Annotated in this window: 17 protein-coding genes and 1 tRNA gene; 7 read left to right on the top strand and 11 right to left on the bottom strand. The window is 33.8% G+C overall.

What is annotated here, in order from left to right; translation table 11 throughout:
- Window positions 1–169 precede the first annotated feature (169 nt).
- From AC5YGG_RS00630 to AC5YGG_RS00615, 4 genes are all read right to left on the bottom strand, one after another.
- Window positions 170–727 carry a DUF6705 family protein gene (locus AC5YGG_RS00630; protein WP_496142491.1) on the bottom strand — a complete coding sequence of 186 codons (558 nt, stop codon included), beginning with the start codon at window positions 725–727 and terminating at the stop codon, window positions 170–172.
- Window positions 728–747: 20 nt separating this feature from the next.
- A complete protein-coding gene (locus AC5YGG_RS00625; protein WP_496142490.1) occupies window positions 748–2,091 on the bottom strand; it encodes a hypothetical protein in 1,344 nt (447 codons plus the stop codon).
- Between the two features lie 181 nt (window positions 2,092–2,272).
- Window positions 2,273–2,344, bottom strand: a tRNA-Glu gene (locus tag AC5YGG_RS00620).
- A 56-nt stretch (window positions 2,345–2,400) separates the two neighbouring features.
- Entirely contained in the window at window positions 2,401–3,687 is a 1,287-nt protein-coding gene (locus AC5YGG_RS00615; RefSeq protein ID WP_496142489.1) for an N-acetylmuramoyl-L-alanine amidase family protein, read from the bottom strand.
- A gap of 53 nt (window positions 3,688–3,740) precedes the next feature.
- Here AC5YGG_RS00615 and AC5YGG_RS00610 point away from each other — a divergent pair, with 53 nt between their 5' ends.
- From AC5YGG_RS00610 to AC5YGG_RS00600, 3 genes are all read left to right on the top strand, one after another.
- Entirely contained in the window at window positions 3,741–6,326 is a 2,586-nt protein-coding gene (locus AC5YGG_RS00610) for a putative LPS assembly protein LptD (RefSeq protein ID WP_496142488.1), read from the top strand.
- A 130-nt stretch (window positions 6,327–6,456) separates the two neighbouring features.
- Window positions 6,457–6,837 (top strand): RidA family protein, encoded by a 381-nt coding sequence (locus AC5YGG_RS00605; protein WP_045491236.1) that lies wholly within the window; start codon window positions 6,457–6,459, stop codon window positions 6,835–6,837.
- Window positions 6,837–7,292 carry a hypothetical protein gene (locus tag AC5YGG_RS00600; RefSeq protein ID WP_496142487.1) on the top strand — a complete coding sequence of 152 codons (456 nt, stop codon included), beginning with the start codon at window positions 6,837–6,839 and terminating at the stop codon, window positions 7,290–7,292. Before AC5YGG_RS00605 ends, AC5YGG_RS00600 begins: the two co-directional genes overlap by 1 nt.
- A gap of 185 nt (window positions 7,293–7,477) precedes the next feature.
- Here AC5YGG_RS00600 and AC5YGG_RS00595 read toward each other — a convergent pair whose 3' ends face one another.
- Complete coding sequence (locus AC5YGG_RS00595) at window positions 7,478–9,004, bottom strand: trypsin-like peptidase domain-containing protein (protein ID WP_496142486.1); 1,527 nt, start codon at window positions 9,002–9,004, stop codon at window positions 7,478–7,480.
- Between the two features lie 348 nt (window positions 9,005–9,352).
- Between AC5YGG_RS00595 and trhO the strand changes: the two genes are divergently transcribed.
- Window positions 9,353–10,723, top strand: a complete 1,371-nt coding sequence (trhO, locus tag AC5YGG_RS00590) for an oxygen-dependent tRNA uridine(34) hydroxylase TrhO (protein ID WP_496142485.1) — start codon at window positions 9,353–9,355, stop codon at window positions 10,721–10,723.
- A 47-nt stretch (window positions 10,724–10,770) separates the two neighbouring features.
- Window positions 10,771–11,346, top strand: a complete 576-nt coding sequence (locus AC5YGG_RS00585; protein ID WP_496142981.1) for a 5-formyltetrahydrofolate cyclo-ligase — start codon at window positions 10,771–10,773, stop codon at window positions 11,344–11,346.
- On the opposite strand, the gene AC5YGG_RS00580 is transcribed toward AC5YGG_RS00585, so the two are convergent.
- Both AC5YGG_RS00580 and AC5YGG_RS00575 read right to left on the bottom strand, forming a co-directional pair.
- A complete protein-coding gene (locus tag AC5YGG_RS00580) occupies window positions 11,295–11,873 on the bottom strand; it encodes a hypothetical protein (protein WP_496142484.1) in 579 nt (192 codons plus the stop codon). The genes AC5YGG_RS00585 and AC5YGG_RS00580 overlap by 52 nt on opposite strands.
- A complete protein-coding gene (locus AC5YGG_RS00575; RefSeq protein ID WP_496142483.1) occupies window positions 11,857–13,032 on the bottom strand; it encodes a hypothetical protein in 1,176 nt (391 codons plus the stop codon). Before AC5YGG_RS00575 ends, AC5YGG_RS00580 begins: the two co-directional genes overlap by 17 nt.
- A gap of 183 nt (window positions 13,033–13,215) precedes the next feature.
- On the opposite strand from AC5YGG_RS00575, the gene AC5YGG_RS00570 reads away from it, so the two are divergent.
- Window positions 13,216–13,545: a hypothetical protein gene (locus AC5YGG_RS00570; RefSeq protein WP_496142482.1), complete on the top strand. Its 330-nt coding sequence runs from the start codon at window positions 13,216–13,218 to the stop codon at window positions 13,543–13,545.
- Window positions 13,546–13,698: 153 nt separating this feature from the next.
- Here the strand turns inward: AC5YGG_RS00570 and AC5YGG_RS00565 are convergent, their stop codons facing one another.
- Window positions 13,699–14,466, bottom strand: a complete 768-nt coding sequence (locus AC5YGG_RS00565) for a TrmH family RNA methyltransferase (RefSeq protein WP_496142481.1) — start codon at window positions 14,464–14,466, stop codon at window positions 13,699–13,701.
- 20 nt (window positions 14,467–14,486) lie between these two features.
- On the bottom strand, window positions 14,487–14,906 hold the full coding sequence (locus AC5YGG_RS00560) for a CPBP family glutamic-type intramembrane protease (protein ID WP_496142980.1): 420 nt from the start codon (window positions 14,904–14,906) through the stop codon (window positions 14,487–14,489).
- Here AC5YGG_RS00560 and AC5YGG_RS00555 point away from each other — a divergent pair.
- A complete protein-coding gene (locus AC5YGG_RS00555; protein WP_496142986.1) occupies window positions 14,905–15,168 on the top strand; it encodes a hypothetical protein in 264 nt (87 codons plus the stop codon). The two genes, AC5YGG_RS00560 and AC5YGG_RS00555, sit on opposite strands and share 2 nt — an antisense overlap.
- Window positions 15,169–15,368: 200 nt before the next feature.
- On the opposite strand, the gene AC5YGG_RS00550 is transcribed toward AC5YGG_RS00555, so the two are convergent.
- The gene (locus tag AC5YGG_RS00550; protein WP_496142480.1) at window positions 15,369–16,199 is read right to left on the bottom strand and encodes a LytR/AlgR family response regulator transcription factor; all 831 of its coding nucleotides are present in this window, start codon (window positions 16,197–16,199) and stop codon (window positions 15,369–15,371) included.
- A 49-nt stretch (window positions 16,200–16,248) separates the two neighbouring features.
- Window positions 16,249–16,653 carry a hypothetical protein gene (locus AC5YGG_RS00545; RefSeq protein ID WP_496142479.1) on the bottom strand — a complete coding sequence of 135 codons (405 nt, stop codon included), beginning with the start codon at window positions 16,651–16,653 and terminating at the stop codon, window positions 16,249–16,251.
- Window positions 16,654–16,662: the final 9 nt, after the last annotated feature.

Here is a 16,662-nt window from a genome sequence, read left to right as displayed (position 1 = left end):
TACAAGATACAGAATCATGTAAATGATTGATTATTCAATAATGTATATAGTGAAAAGTCAATCGTTTGTATCACTATAAAATTAAAATGATTGGCTTTACCTGCCTGTGGTAGAGCCAATCATTTTATGTTTTATCTCAGAAAATTTATGATAATTTATTTTATTTTTTTTACTGTCTTGTTAAATTGATGACTTTACTAGTTGGTATTGTGGTTTTAAAATTACTACAGTCTTGTTTAACTATATCATTGTCAGGGAGAAACAAAATGCTCATATTATTCTGTGTCTCTGGTTTGATTCTTAAATAGACATATCCATAGTCTATACATCCTAATTTTCCTCCAGCAAAACGCACCATATATGCTTTTAAATCTTTTTGAAAATTGTTTCCAAAAAAATCCGTTTCACTATCTTGTTTATTGAAACTATCATATTCTACAGCACCGTTGGAATTAATGATTTTTAATGTACCTATGAGTCTATCTGCTTTCAAATTGTTTTCTAAACCAAAGTTTTCTTTTTTAACAAAATTGAATTCATAATTTTTACCATCACGTGTGCCTTTCCACGTTCCTACATAATTGTTCAATAAATTATTAATATCTTTCACATATGTTGCTGTTGGGCAACTTCCTGGCTCGCATTGCGCCATTGTTTCAAGTGAAACAGTTTGTCCTATACACGACGTGAAAATTGCAAAGCAAATAATACTTAATATATTTTTCATTATTTTTTATTTTTTAATTATTAACTTGGGCATCCAGTAGTTACTTTAGCTTTTTCAGCAGTTAATTTTATTTCATAATTTGTGCCATTGGAATCCATTTTGTAAAGGTTAGTTGCCTTTACATTCATTTTTTCACTAATAAAATTCAAAAATCCAGTTTCTAAATCATTGTTATATTTAGCCATAAATATTGGAAACTCTTTTGTGAAGTTTTCAACTTCTTGTTTTGTGAAGCTTTTAATCTGATACTGATTTCCTGTAAATCGAATTTGGTAATTTCCTTTGCTTGTTACCATTACAGCATATACATCGGATAATGGTCTTCCTTGTTCTTTAGCATTTCTAAGCATATCCATAAAATAGGCTATATCAGCTGGGGAAAACATTTTTATTCCTGTTCTTATTATCTCATCTCCATTTTCATCAATATATGTATTGTCATTAATATGTGTATGGATATACGCTATTATATTTTTATTTTCTGGTGAATCTGGATCTGGGAGCGAAAGAGTATTGGAAGTTTCACTTTGCCCTGCTGTATCTTTGTAAGTATAATTTCCATCAGCTCTTTGGATATAACCGGTTTCTCCTTTTAGACCCGTTTTCCCTTCTAAATTGATAACATTACTTTTAAACGTTGCATTATTTCTTAGAGTCTTTACTTTTGCACAATTATCGGTAAATTCTTTAAAATCAGGAGTGTACGGATATCCGCCAAGATTTCCTCCTCCTCCGCTAGGCATACCTCCTCCCGTGGCACCTCCACAATTATTATTTGGTTCTACACTTTGGCAGGGTAAATAAGGACCTGTACTTTTGCATATTGTATTATTGTAGGAAAAGGTTTCTCCTGTGCTCCCATCATCATTAGTCCATGTCCATGTGACTTCTACAGTATAGCATAATTGCCTTTTACTGTTTTGAGAAGCATTGCCTACAATTTTTCCTTTTAATTCTTTTCTGTCTTTAAATACTAGAATGTTAAAAAAATCGTTTGATTCTCTTTCATCTTTTCTTTTAAAAAAGACTCTGTCACCTTCTCTATATGCGACAAGAACAAAGTTCACTTTCCTGTTTTTAATAACAGGAGTTTCTAAGTAGCTTTCATCAAAATTACCCATCGTGAGTGCATAATCCCAGTTTATAGTACCAAAGTTTGCTGTAAAGTAACTTTTATCTGCATACTCATCAAAGACAGCCTTTACGTTTTTGATATACTTTTCATCTTCTTTCCAAAGACTTTTGGAGGTGTATTCTTGATTTTGTATTTCAGATGCTGAAGATACTTCATCATGAATGCAAGAGTAGAGTGAGGGTATGATTGCTATCAGAAAGAATAGCTTTAAAATAATTTTGTTTTTCATTTAATGTTTATAATTTAGGTTACTAATATAAAAATATTTTTTAATTCACAGTATGGGGGGGACATCTTAGGGACAAAAAGTGCTTTACATCACCTTACATTATTAAAAATAAAAACCCCTGATAAACATTGTTTAAAAGGGGTTTTAGCTAATTTTGTGTAAAGCTATATATAGCTTTTTGTAGCCTATAGGGGAATCGAACCCCTGTTGCAAGAATGAAAATCTTGAGTCCTGACCACTAGACGAATAGGCCAAATTTTGAGATCGCAAAACTAGAAAAAAGTTTTTAAACCTCAAAATTATTTTTAATTATTTATAAACTTTTTGAATCACCGTATTTTTAATTCCTTTTGCTTCAACTTCTTTCTGTAATTTTACAGCATCCTCTAAAGTATATACTTTACCGTAGGTATAATAGAAAACCCCATTGTCCTTCTCTCTTTCCACATCTTTAAGGTTCTGAAGAATGTAAGAATTTCCATTAAGTTTTTCACCCGTATAAACCTCAAGAGTGTAATAACCCATGCTTATTTTCTGATTAGGCATGAATCCTACAGCAAAAGCATTCCTGAAGCCTGCATCTTTGGCAGATTTAAGATTAATATCCTTTACAGAAGCCATGTTCGTTACAGCGTAATAGTATTTGTACTGTCCGTTTTCCTTAATGGTAAGAATATAGCTAAGCCCTTTTAACGCCGGATCATTTTCATTATACTTGGTAGGAGAGCTCATCAGTAATATTCTGAAATCATTTTTCAAGGGTACTTCAGCTGGTTTTTCAGGCTCAGGTTTTTTGAAAGAAATAGATCCACCAGATTTTCTATCGATTGCTTTTTTATAATCAATGATCGCATTGTAGATACTTTCAGAAATTTCATTCTGACCTTTTTCAGAGGCTATATAGTGACTTTCTTCAGGGTGATTAATAAATCCTGTCTCAATAAGTACTGAAGGCATGGCATTCATACGAAGAACGTGAAGGTTCTTCTGGAAAACCCCTCTTGAGAATCTTTTATCTTTATTAACGAAGTTACCTTCTACCAGACCTCCCAAAAGAAGACTGGATTCCAGATATTTACTTTGTTGAAGTTTCAATGCAATCAAAGACTCCGGAGAATCAGGATTGTAAGAACCGAAAGTCTGTTTATCTTTCTCATCCAAAAAGATTACGTCATTCTCTCTTTTTGCGACCTCAAGATTTTCATTATTCTGGTTCGGTCCCTGTACATAAGTTTCCGTACCATAAGCCGTAGGTCTTGCTGATGAATTACAGTGAATGGATACAAAAAGATCCGCCTTACTTCTGTTGGCAAGGTTTGTTCTGTCCGATAAAGATGGATATTCATCAATTTTTCGGGTATAGATTACTTTGAAGTCTCTGTTTTTTTCTAACATGGCGCCTACTTTTAGCGTAATTGCCAGTGTAACATCTTTTTCTGCCACCCTTCCAATGTCAGAATAAGTCCTGTTGGCTCCGTGATCACTTCCTCCGTGTCCTGCATCCAGAACGATTGTGAACTTCTTTTGAGAGAAAATAAAGTTACTGATTAGAATAAGGAGAAATGATAAAATTATTTTAAAATTTTGTTTGTGCATCTTACAGTTATAAAAATTATATTAATTTTGGGCCTTAATTATATAGCATAAAATTGACCAAAACCGTCCTCAAAAATATATTACAAATTTTAATTATCCTAATTTTTAACAATTTTTTAGCACAGAAAACGCCCGAAAAATTGCCTAAAAATGCGGTTAAAGATACTATTTCCAAAAAGGATACCATAGTCGCAAAAAAAGAAGCATTAGATGACGTACTCCGCACTAAAGCAGATGATCAGCGAAGAGATATCCCCAAGAAAATGACGTTCCTGAACAAAAATGCTCAGGTGAAATACCAGGATATGCAGATCGATGCAGATTATATTTCTATTGATGATAATAAAAATCTGATCTATGCCCGTGGTAAACAAGACTCATTAGGAAAGATTATAGAACCTGTAATTACTACCCAGGCAGGTAAGAAGTACGAAACCAACGAGTTTAGTTATAATACAAAGACAAAACAGGCAATCGCTTTCAATGCAAGAACAGAAGAAAGTGAGGGGGTAATCATCGCTCAGAAAACTAAAAAGTATAATGATACCGTTTTCGCAATGAGAAACGCAGATTATACAACCGATGATTATTTCATAAAGAAAAAAGACACTGCAGCCGATTATTTTATGAGAGCTTACTATATTAAGCTTATTAAAACTAAGAAGAAATCTCAGATTGTTACAGGTCCTATTCAAATGTATATTGAAAAGGTTCCTACGCCTTTATATCTTCCTTTTGCCATTTTACCATTCTCAGATAAAAGAGCAGCAGGGATTCTGATCCCAAGTTTTGGGGAAAGAGAAGATGTAGGTTTCTTCCTGAATGGAATTGGATATTACCAACCGATAGGAGAGCACTTTGATCTTAAAGTACTGGCAGATATTTATACAAAAGGAAGCTGGAATATACGTCCGCAAATGAATTATCAGAAAAAGTACCGTTATTCGGGAACCTTTAATGCGGATATCGGAACAATGGTAAGAGGAATTAAAGGATTGGATGATTACAGCAGAAACAGTACGTATAGAATCAATTGGAGCCACTCGCAGGATTCTAAAGCAAATCCTTTCCTTACATTCAGTGCTTCGGTGGATGTTGTAAGTACAAAGTTCTATAACAACCCGCTTAACAACAATTATATTTTCAACCAAAATGTTCTGAATACCCAGCAAAATTCAACAGTAACCCTTACCAAGAGGTTTTTAAAGCTTCCGGTAACGATTACAGGAACCGCTTCATATTCTCAGAACTTTGCTACTGGATTGGCAGACCTTCGTTTACCACAGATGAACGTTGCTGTTAACCAATTTTATCTATTTAAATCAAAAACCGGAGTAAGACAAGGGCTTATTGAAAATATTACGGTAAATACAGGTTTCAACCTTACCAATTTTGTAAATACTCAAGAAAACGAATTATTCAAAAAGGAAATGTGGGACAAAATGCAGACAGGGCTTAAGAATAACATTTCCCTGGCTACAAACACTACATTGGCGAAATATTTTACTTTCAGCTTAAGTGCAAATATTGATAATGCTTTAACTACAAAAACACTGAACAGATATTATGATCCTGTGAACAATGTTACTGTAGATGAAATCAATAAGAATTTTACAGGTTTTTCTACATTTACAACCACGGCAAGTCTTCAGACAACTTTGTATGGGATGATGAAATTCAAAAAGGGATCTATAGTAGAAGCTGTACGACATATGGTGACTCCTAGTATTGGATTTAGCTATTCTCCTGATTTCTCAAGCCCAGGTTTTGGATATTATAGAAACTATTATAATGCAAACGGAGCACTTACTCCCTATTCAATCTTCGAAAAAGGTATTGTAGGAAGCCCGTCAATGGGACCTGTTGGAGCACTGAACTTCAGTATTGGAAACAATATTGAAATGAAAGTGAAGTCTAAGAGCGATTCTACCGGTGTGAAAAAAGTAAAGATTTTCGAATCCTTAAACGTTACGGGAGGTTATAACTTTGCAGCTAAAGATCACCCTTGGTCATTATTCAGTATTAACGGACAATCATCTTTCTTTAATAGTAAGCTTACTGTAAACACCAGCCTTACTCTTGAGCCTTATAAGATTGCTTTTAATCCGGGAGAAAATACTGGAATCAGAACGGAGCAGTTCGGACATTTCAGTGTGCAGGGATTCAATGTTCAGCTTTCATATCCTTTAAGCAGTGAAATCTTTGGAGAAAAGACAGACTATGCTAAAAAGTACTCTTCAAAAGGAGAGGTAAGAAATGAAAATTATTATTTTGATGATGATAATTATGCACATTTTGATCAGTCATGGACATTGAATGTGAATGCAAATTATGCTTATTCTAAAGGATTAAACAGATTTGGTAACAAAATTGCATCGATAGGTCTTGACGGAAGTATTAAGCTGACCCCTTACTGGAATATCAACGGAAGTACGCATTATGACCTGGTGACTAAAGAACTTGCCTATACAAGGATAGGTTTTTCAAGGGATCAACGAAGTTTTACAATTAATTTTAACTGGGTTCCATTCGGACAGTATAAAGTGTATGACTTCTTTATCGGTATCAAAGCCAATATCTTAAGTGATGCGCTGAAGTATAAAGACAGAAGCTTTACCCAGCCTAATGCACCTTTCTAATATCAGATTGGCATTTGTGAATATAAATTTTATATTTGCAACCAAAATAAACTTTAATGAAATTTCTGTTGAATAACTTTTTTTAAGTGAATAATAGCAATTTCATGCATAAAAAAATAAATATCCGCATATGAAACAAATAATCAACACGGTGAATGCACCTGCAGCTATCGGACCTTATTCACAAGCTAATATGGCGAATGGAGTTTTGTATATCTCCGGACAGATTCCTGTAGATCCTGCAACTGGTAAACTGGTAGAAGGAATTGAAAAAGAAACGCACCAGGTAATGAAAAACCTTGAGGCAATTCTTACTGAAGCCGGAATGACTTTCAAGAACGTTGTAAAGGCAACAATCTTCCTTAAGAGTATGGATGATTTTGCGGTAATGAATGATATTTATGCTTCATATTTAGATGCGGAAAGCTATCCTGCACGTGAGACAGTACAGGTTTCTTGCCTTCCTAAAAATGTGGATATCGAAATTTCTATGATCGCACATCAGGATTAATGAATTTTATAAGAAATACAATTGCGGTGTTAGTGGGTCTTGGTATAGCAGGGCTTATCATTACCCTTGGTATCAGGGTTTTTCCGCAATGGGTTACTTTCGAGGCTTTTGCTCCTTTTGAGCATTGGCAAAGGTTTCTTTTCAGTATGAAGGATGATAAGGCGTTTTTTGGCTTTCTTTTGTTTATTTCCGGACTGGGAACAACAATTGGAGGTGTTGCAACCGCCATCATTGTTAAATATGCCAAAGTTGCCTATGCTATTCTGATTGGATTTATTATGCTTTTCATTGCCATGCTGGATGTGATTATATTTCCTTATCATCCCACATTCTATAAGATCTCGATCTTTCTTACCTTTTTTCCGTTTTCATGGATTGGCGGTAAGATTGTAGAAGTAATCTATGAGCGTAATAAAAAGAAAAGAATCTCCGAGAAAATAAATAAACCTAAATAACCTAAGTTCGAGTATAGGGAATTAAGAAAAAATTAATGAGGAAGAAAGTACTTGTACATACTTTTTAATCTTAAACCCCATCAAATTATAATCTTGGACTTACGTCAATAAATAATCAAAAACCGCTGCAAATACTTGCAGCGGTTTTCTTTGTGATATGAAAATAACTATTATTTAGTTCTTGATTAAGGCATTTTAAATCCTTTAGTGTACATTCTTCCATAATCATCTACAAATTTCACCTGTACATTTCCTTGGTATTTACTCAATATACTTTCGATGTCTTTTTGTGAGTTAACCGGCTTACCGTTTACCTCAATGATGATATAATTGTCTACGATTCCAATCTTAGCCATTTCACCTCCTTCGGATACATTTTTAGTAACTACTCCGCTATTCAATCCGTATTCCGTTTTGAATCTTTCATTAAGAGGATCAAATTCAGCACCGATTTTTTCAGTTACACTAAGGTCTGCTTTAGTTCTGGTAGAAGTTCCTCCTTTCTGGTCTCTTAAAGTTACACTTGTTGTAGCCTCTTTGCCATTTCTTGAATAAGTTACCTGAACTTTATCACCAGGACGTTTGCTACCAATAGACATAGAAAGATCAGCAAAGTCAGTGATGTCGTAATTATCTATTTTCGTAATGATATCTCCTTTTTTCAATCCTGCATCTTCAGCACCACTGTTGTCTCCAAATCCTGTTACATACACTCCGCTACCTGATTTAATAGTAGTTTTGTATTGTTTGTTATAAGCCTGAACCTGCTGGTCATTTGAAAGGTCAAGTGATGAAACTCCTAAGAATCCTCTTTGTACGATACCAAACTTCTTGATATCCTCAACGATTTTTCTTGCTAAGTTAGATGGAACGGCAAATCCGTATCCCTGATAATATCCTGTCGTAGACTGGATGGCAGAGTTAATTCCTATAAGTTCTCCATTAGTATTTACTAATGCACCTCCAGAGTTACCCGGGTTAATAGCAGCATCCGTCTGAATAAAACTTTCTATCGGGTTACTTGCTTTCCCCTGGCTTCCTAAAATACCAATTCCTCTTCCTTTAGCAGAAACAATACCTGCTGTTACGGTAGAATTTAATCCCAGTGGGTTTCCTACGGCAAGTACCCATTGTCCTACGTCAATATTGTCAGAGTTCGCAAAGTTCAGGTAAGGAAGCCCTTTTTCTTCAATCTTTAATAAAGAAATATCCGTGTTTGGGTCAGTTCCCACTAAAGTTGCGATATATGATTTTTTGTTGCTTAGTACAACTTCCAGTTTATTGGCACCTGCTACAACGTGGTTATTTGAGATGATATATCCATCAGGAGAGATGATGACACCGGAACCCATTCCTGAAGGCATATTTTCCGGAGCCTGTTGCTTTTGTCTTTGTTGTCCTCTTCCTCCAAATGGATCTCCGAAGAAGAAATCAAATAAATCCTGTTCAGAAGCTCTGCTTGCTGTTCTGCTTTGGTAATTTTTAATCGTAACTACAGCCGGAACAGTTGTCTTAGCTGCCTTTACAAAATCATCACCTACAGCTCCTGTATTCATACCTGCAAATGATGCGGTAGGTGCTGCTGTTGTGAAATAAGATTGATCTCCATTATTAGAGCCATGTCCAAAATATTGTATAGCTCCAACGGTAGTAGCTCCTGAGATTACTCCGACTACTGCAAATGGTAATAGTTTTTTTAAAGTACTCTTCATTGTATATCTTTCTTGTTTATTAATTAATTTCTTATTATTGTTTTTGAGTAAACAAATTTAATGTTAAATAAGTAAGCAATTAGTATGCTATGTTTCAATTTTAACTAAAATTTAACGGGTATTATGTCATTTTATACATTATGTCATAATTGTTAATGCCAGAGTTAACAAAAATTAAAAAATTATTAAAGAAAATGTGACGTAATATCACCTTGTAATGGTACGATTACAGAATATAATAATATGAAAAAATGACCATTCGTCGAAGCTGTAATTACTCATGATTTATCATTTATTAAAAATGACTATCTTTGCAAAAATATTTTTCTCACTTAAAACGTTTATAGCATGCAACTGTATAACACCTTAAGCGCAGAAGAAAGAGCTAAACTTATTGATGAAGCTGGTAAGGACCGCCTTACATTGTCTTTCTATGCGTATGCCAAAATTGAAGATCCCAAAAAATTTCGTGACGATTTATTTATAGCCTGGAATGCCCTTGATGCATTAGGTCGTATTTATGTTGCCCATGAAGGAATTAATGCTCAGATGAGTGTTCCTGCAGATCAGTTTGAGGCTTTTCGTGATACGCTGGAAGTATATGACTTTATGAAAGGAATCCGCTTAAATGTGGCGGTAGATCAGGACAATTATTCCTTTTTAAAACTTACCATTAAAGTAAGAAATAAAATTGTTGCTGATGGTCTGAATGATGATACCTTCGATGTTACCAACAAGGGAATTCACTTGAAAGCACAGGAATTCAATAATATGCTTGATGATCCGAATACTATTGTTGTGGATTTCAGAAACCATTACGAAAGTGAAGTAGGGCACTTTGAAGGAGCCATCACTCCTGACGTTGAGAACTTCAGAGAAAGTTTACCAATTATCAACGAGCAATTACAGGATTTTAAAGAAGATAAAAACCTTTTGATGTATTGTACAGGGGGAATTCGTTGTGAAAAAGCGAGTGCCTATTTCAAGCATCAGGGCTTTAAAAATGTTTACCAGCTTGAAGGTGGTATCATTGAATATACACGACAGATCAAAGAAGAAGGAATAGAGAGTAAATTCATTGGTAAAAACTTTGTATTTGATCACCGATTAGGCGAAAGAATTACTGACGATATTATTTCTCAATGCCACCAATGTGGAAAGCCTTGTGATAACCATACAAATTGTGCAAATGATGCTTGTCATCTGCTATTTATCCAGTGTGATGAATGTAAGGCTGCTATGGAAAATACTTGTTCTACTGAATGTCTGGAAACCATTCATTTGCCTTGGGAAGAGCAGGTGAAGCTCAGAAAAGGATTACAAGTTGGAAATAAAGTTTTCAGAAAAGGTAAATCTGATGCTTTGAAATTTAAAAATTCAGGAGATTTATCTACTCAACCTTTAGCAAAGGCTGAAACAAAGAATATCAGACAGAAAATTGCCGTTAAAAAAGTATTGGTTGGAAAAGCTGAGCACTATTATTCAAAATCAAAAATAGGACAGTTTTTAATTGAAAATCAAGACTTGTCAATTGGAGATAAAGTTTTAGTTTCAGGTCCTACAACTGGAGAACAGGAACTTACAATTACTGAAATTTTTGCTAATGGAGGTCCATGTGAAACAGCGAAAAAAGGAGATCAGATCACCTTTGAAATTCCTTTCAGAATCCGTTTGTCAGACAAATTATATAAAATATTGCAGCCTGCTGAAAACGCATAACCTGGCAATAGAATGGTTCGGTAAGATTATTTTAATTATATTTAATGATGTTAAAAGCTGAACTTAGAAAAGAATATACACAAAAAAGAAAAGCCTTATCTACTGATGAGGCTTTCTTGTTATCTGAAAAGATCTTTGAAAACTTTATCGGGTATTTTAACCCTAAAGAAAGTCAAAAAGTTCATGTTTTCCTGCCTATTTTATCTAAAAAGGAAGTTAATACAGAAATCTTCATCAAATATTTTTTTGAGCATAATATTCGTGTTTTTGTACCTAAGATTGTAGGAGATGAACTTATAAATATTGAGATTTTTGAGGATACGGCTTTTGAAACCAGTCAATGGGGAATTTCTGAACCTGTTTCTAATGAAGATTCGGGAGAAAATCATTTTGATTACGTTATCACACCGCTTTTGTATTGCGATAAAAATGGAAACAGGGTAGGGTATGGAAAAGGTTTTTATGACGGGCTTTTTCAAAGTATTTCCTTGAAGACAAAAAAAATCGGAGTCAACTATTTTGACCCCGATAAATCTATTGATGATGTCTGGGAGAATGATATTCCCTTAGACTACTTGGTTACTCCTACAGAAGTACTATCCTTTTTAAGCGGTTTAGAATAAAAATCTAAGAAATAGAACTTAAATTCTTTTTTCAACTTGGATGTTGATAGCAGTATATACTGTGCATTCTTCTCAAAACTCCCTAAAGACTTATTCTTATCATCAAAGTATTCTACGTTGAATTTGGCATAGTCTAGAGTATCTTTCTTATAGAATTCCTTATACACGTTCAATGAATTTACTTTGGCTGCCTTCACTTTCATGCTGTCCAGTTCCTTAAACATTCTTTTAAAAGTAAGAGAATCCGGTTTGTGGAAGTAGCTTTCCATTTGGGAATAAATAAAGCTGTCTACTTCTGTGTTTCTGTTTCCGCTTACATAAAGTGTGGAAAGATCAAGGAGTTCCTGAACTTTTTGTTTAGTAATAGAATTGATAGCTTGCATACTATCCATTTGTACAGCCGGATAACTTTTCGTGTTATTGCTGTTTCTTAGTTTATCAAGATCACTAGCTTCTGCTTTTTTATTACAGGCAAAAAATAAAGTCAGAAGTATAGAGAGTAGTAAAAAGTTATTTATTTTTTTCATCTGTAGTCGCAATTTTGAATTTAATGGATACGATCTTACCGTTGTCTTTTTTCATTTCTATTACATTCAGATTTTTCAGGGATGTAGTAGGGGTAGTAACGAGGGTGATATACTTTTGTTTGTCTATTTTTTCAATTCCATAAGTGTTATTGTCATACACTTGATATATAACAGCATTGTTGCTGATCAGGTTTTCAAGCTGATTTCTTTTCTGCTTAATTAGGGCAACCTGTTCTTCTGAGTTTCCTGTGATGTCTTTTCTTGAGAAATAATAAGCAGCCATCTTATAATCATCAGGCTTAAGTTCTATTTTTTCTTCTTCAGGAGCATTCTCCAGGTTTCTGTTGACTTCTAATGGTTCATAGAATGCGGCACTGATCTTCATTTTAAGATTTTTATCTTTAGTAGAATACGAAAAACATTCACCGGGCTTTATTTTATACATCAAAGGAGATTCGTTTTCCTTGATGACCATTATTTCTAATGTATTGATCACTGAAGTTCCTCTGTCCTTATCAATGAAGCAATACGTGTAAGTTTTTGAAAAAAGTACGTCTTTGAATCCTAACAAACCTGTTATTGCAATTAAAACTGAGGTAATAAGTGCCCAAGCATTCTTTTTGAAGAAATTTTTCTTCGCTGGAGGTGTGAAAATTTCAGCCTCGCTGCTTGTTGTTTGTTTTTTATTAACTTCTTGATAATCAGTATTTGTTTTTTGTAAATCAGTGTTTTGTGGGGTCTGAATATCAACTTTTTTAAGCTGAAATTCATTTTTTGGAAGTTCAGGAGCTGTAGAAACTGTTTTTTCGAGTTCATGAATATCTTCCTCTTCCAGATTTTCATTTTCCAATAATAATTCTCCGGCAAAAAGATGTTGTTTCTTGAATTCATACCAAGAGTCGTAACCCGCATAAATACTCAATAAATTGAGCATATCAATTCTTGGTAATTTAGTAACCGGTGAAGTTTTAAAATAGGTGTAAAATGATTTTTCGCTGATGTTACCTTTCGCTTTTTTTCGAAGGTCTTCCTGGAAATATATGATATCTATACCCTTCCACTTGGATATGTCATCCTGCGAAGGGGTATATTCTTTTAAATATTGACCTTGGACATCCTTTTTTAGCTGTTCAAAGTGTAATAGATCTAAATCTGTCAATTTTTTTTAAAATAATTAAATTGTTGATTATCAGTTATGTTTTTTTGTAAAACTATTTTACAAAGGTATTACAATTATTTTTCATAGACAAATTTTCTAACTGCTCTACCTTTGTCTTGTTCAAATAACAGAACAGAAGAAAATTTTATAAAACAATATTAACAAAATTAAATTTAATTTATTATGAAAAAGTCATTATTCGTAGCTGCTATCGCTGCAATCTCTTTAGTTGCTTGTAAAAAAACTGACGCTACTGCTACTGAAGGTACAACTGATTCTGCTACTGCTACTGTAGTTGATTCTGCTGCTAACGTATCTGATTCTGCTGCTAAAGTTGTTGATTCTGCTGCAACTACTGCTGTAGAAGCTACTAAAGATGCTGCTGCTGCTACTACTGCTGCTGGAGCTGAAGTTGCTAAAGATGCTGCTAAAGGTGCTGCTGACGCTGCTAAAGGAGCTGCTGATGCTGCTAAAGGAGCTGCTGAAGCTGCTAAAGATGCTACTAAAAAATAATTTTAGCTTAGCTTAGCTTAGCTTAAAAATAAAAGAACCGTTTCCCTGTGAAACGGTTTTTTTATGTTTTATAGTCAACCTTTACCCTATTTGTTAAATGAATAAGACTTGTAATAAATAAAGGAATATAGCGTGGCTATATTCCCTTAGTGTTTATCCTTTCTTTTGTCTTAAAGATTCATAGCATGTGATCGCTACGGCATTGCTTAAGTTCAAAGAATCTATGCTTCCAGCCATCGGAATCAGAGTGTTTTTCCCTTTTCCAATCCAGAAATCACTTAATCCGGAATGTTCTGTACCAAATAAAACAGCAGAACGTTGTGTGAAATCTCTTTTGTAGAGGTCTTCAGCAGTTTCATCCATCAATGTTGTATAGATATTGAAACTGTTTTTCTTAAGAAATTCAAATGTTTCCTCGTTTTCAGCCTGATAAACTTCCATTCCGAAGAGGCATCCTACACTGGATCTGATCACATTAGGGTTATAGAAGTCTGTTTTTCCATCAGCAACAATCAACGCATCAATCCCAAAGGCTTCACAGCTTCTCAGAATAGCACCTAAATTTCCTGGTTTTTCTACTCCTTCCACGATGATAATGGTCGCATTATCTTTTGGAACATAAGATGAAAGTGGGCTTTCTTTTGTTTGGTATACGCCAATAATTCCTTCGGAACTTCCTCTGTAAGCTATTTTTTCATATACTTTATCGCTTACCAAGTGGATTCTTCCTTCGGGAAGCTTTCGTTTAAAGATATTTTCACAGATAAAGAATTCTACGGGTTCAAAATCATATTGTATGGCTCTTGCATTTTCCTGCTGTCCTTCTACAACAAATACTTTTGATTTTTTGCGAAACCTGTTGTCAGTAAGGAGCTTAGTGACATTTTTTATTTTTTCGTTTTGAAAGCTTTCTATCAACATTTTGCAAAATTATGTAAAATTTATGATTGAACTTCTCTAGTTTTTATAAAAAGACTTTTCCAAGTGATCTGAAATGGTTTTTTCTTCTTCTTTTTATTGTATACCACGATTCCTATAATAAGAATTATGGATAAAAATTTATAAAGATTCCCATAAAGGTTTCCGGAAACATTCTCTGATACATTGAAAACTTCCCAATACAGGTTCATAAAACAATGTAAAAATATAGCAGTCCAAATATTGAAATCTTGTTCAAAATATACCCAGGTGAAAAATGCGGACCCTAAAAATGTAATGGTGAATATCTCCATAAGCTCTACAGTATTTTGACTTTGATATAAATGAACCTGCGCAAATAGTAAGGATCCAAATAAAATAGAGGATAGAAATCCGAGTTTAGTAAATCTATATAATATTCCAATAAGAAAAGCTCTGAATATGATTTCTTCAAAAAAGGCTGATGAAATAGTATTAATGAAAAGTGATTCAACGCTAATGGTATTTGCTATTTTAAAATGTATTATATATCCAATTAAAATGGGAAGTGTTCCAATGAAAGCTAGGGTAAAGCCTTTAAAAATACTTTGGTCTAGAGAAAGCAGATTAAAGATTTTCTTTTTGGGAAATAAAACTTTCAAAGTAATGATTATGGGAATCAAAGTAACGGAATATGCTAATACATGGGCTGCAGCCTTACTGTGAAATAACTCTTTTATAAAATGTTGTATACTTTTAAAGTAAAACAGGTCAAAGAAATAATAGATTACAAATCCCAGGATAAAGATCAAAAAGAAGCGAATGTTTTTACTCATGTTAATTATTTTGAGCAAAAATGTAGTTTTCTAGGGCAGTGAACAATTGAATGTGATGAACATCAAGAAATAGTGACCAATAGCAAACCTTTATGTTTTAAGGTGTTGTAATTGAGGAATTATTATGGATATAAAACTTCGCGATACCGGAATTTCAAAATCTATTTCCTGAAGAAATAATTTATAGCCTTGGGCATTTCCTCTAAGATTCTTTACTTTTTCCAGATTGATAATATAAGAACGGTGACATCTTGTAATGTTTTGAGTTTGTACCTGAGTCAATATATTGGATAAACTTATTCTAAGCCATATTTTTTTAACAGTTTTGTTTTCCAAATAATATAAAGTGCAGTAGTTTTCCATAGACTGAATACATAATAAATCTTTTTCAGCAATAGTTAAGACTGTATTATTTACAGAAATACTAAGAATAGTGTTAATTGAATGTTTTGGAAGATCAATCTGCTCTATAGTTTTATTTTTAGGTATATACTTATGAGAATTTAAATAAATATATCTTGATAAAATATAAATAGCAGAAATAGGAATACCTACAGAAAGGGAGTACAAAAACATGTAGCAATAGTTTTCAAAACTAAGCTCTACATGACTTATAAATAATGAATTATAAAAATAAGAAAGACTAGATGCCAGAAATAAAATAAGAAGTATTTTTAAAAGTTCTGAGACGATATTCCAATTCTTAACCCGGGAAGTGCAAAGATCTGAAGTAAAGAATGCTGCTCCAAAAATAACAGTGTAAGGAAATAGAATAAGGTATTTGTAAGGGTGATGGAAGCTTTCCGTACCAAATGGCTGGAAAATTATCAGGAAAAGATATACTAAAATTCCTGCTGCCATAGAGGAAAATAATATCTCTTTTATAGATTGTGATTTAGGATATGGTGTGAAAGAAAGCATGCCTTAGTTTTTTACAAATTTTAACCAATATACTGTGTAGGCTTTGATCCTAAACTTTTTTGGAAGTAATCATAAGAGTAATGCTGCCTAATAATAAACTGAAGCAGCTTGCCATCCAAAGAAAATATCCAGGTCCATATCCTGTGATGGGAAATTTGTGCCCTGCTTCGTTGACGGTAATTTCGCCCACGGATAAATAGCAAAAGGTAAGTCCAAAGGCAATCAGGCTGATCACTGCTGATATTTTAGTGTTTTTTAATAGAAGAAAAAAAGCGGCAAAAAAGAGAAGTGGATTTGCCAGCCACGCAATTCCGCCGCCCTCCATTTCTGTCCATCCAAATAAAGCGCAGGCTAGTCCGCTCATTTCATGGTCTTTTGTATATACTGCTGTGAAGGGAAGGGAAGCAAGATAAAGCAGAAGACATATTAATAAGATGAGATTGGATTTTTTCATGGCATTTCG

The sequence above is a fragment of the Chryseobacterium sp. CS2K3 genome, assembly GCF_059515185.1.
Note: the sequence above shows the minus strand (reverse complement) of the source record. Positions and strands in the feature narration are given on the sequence as shown.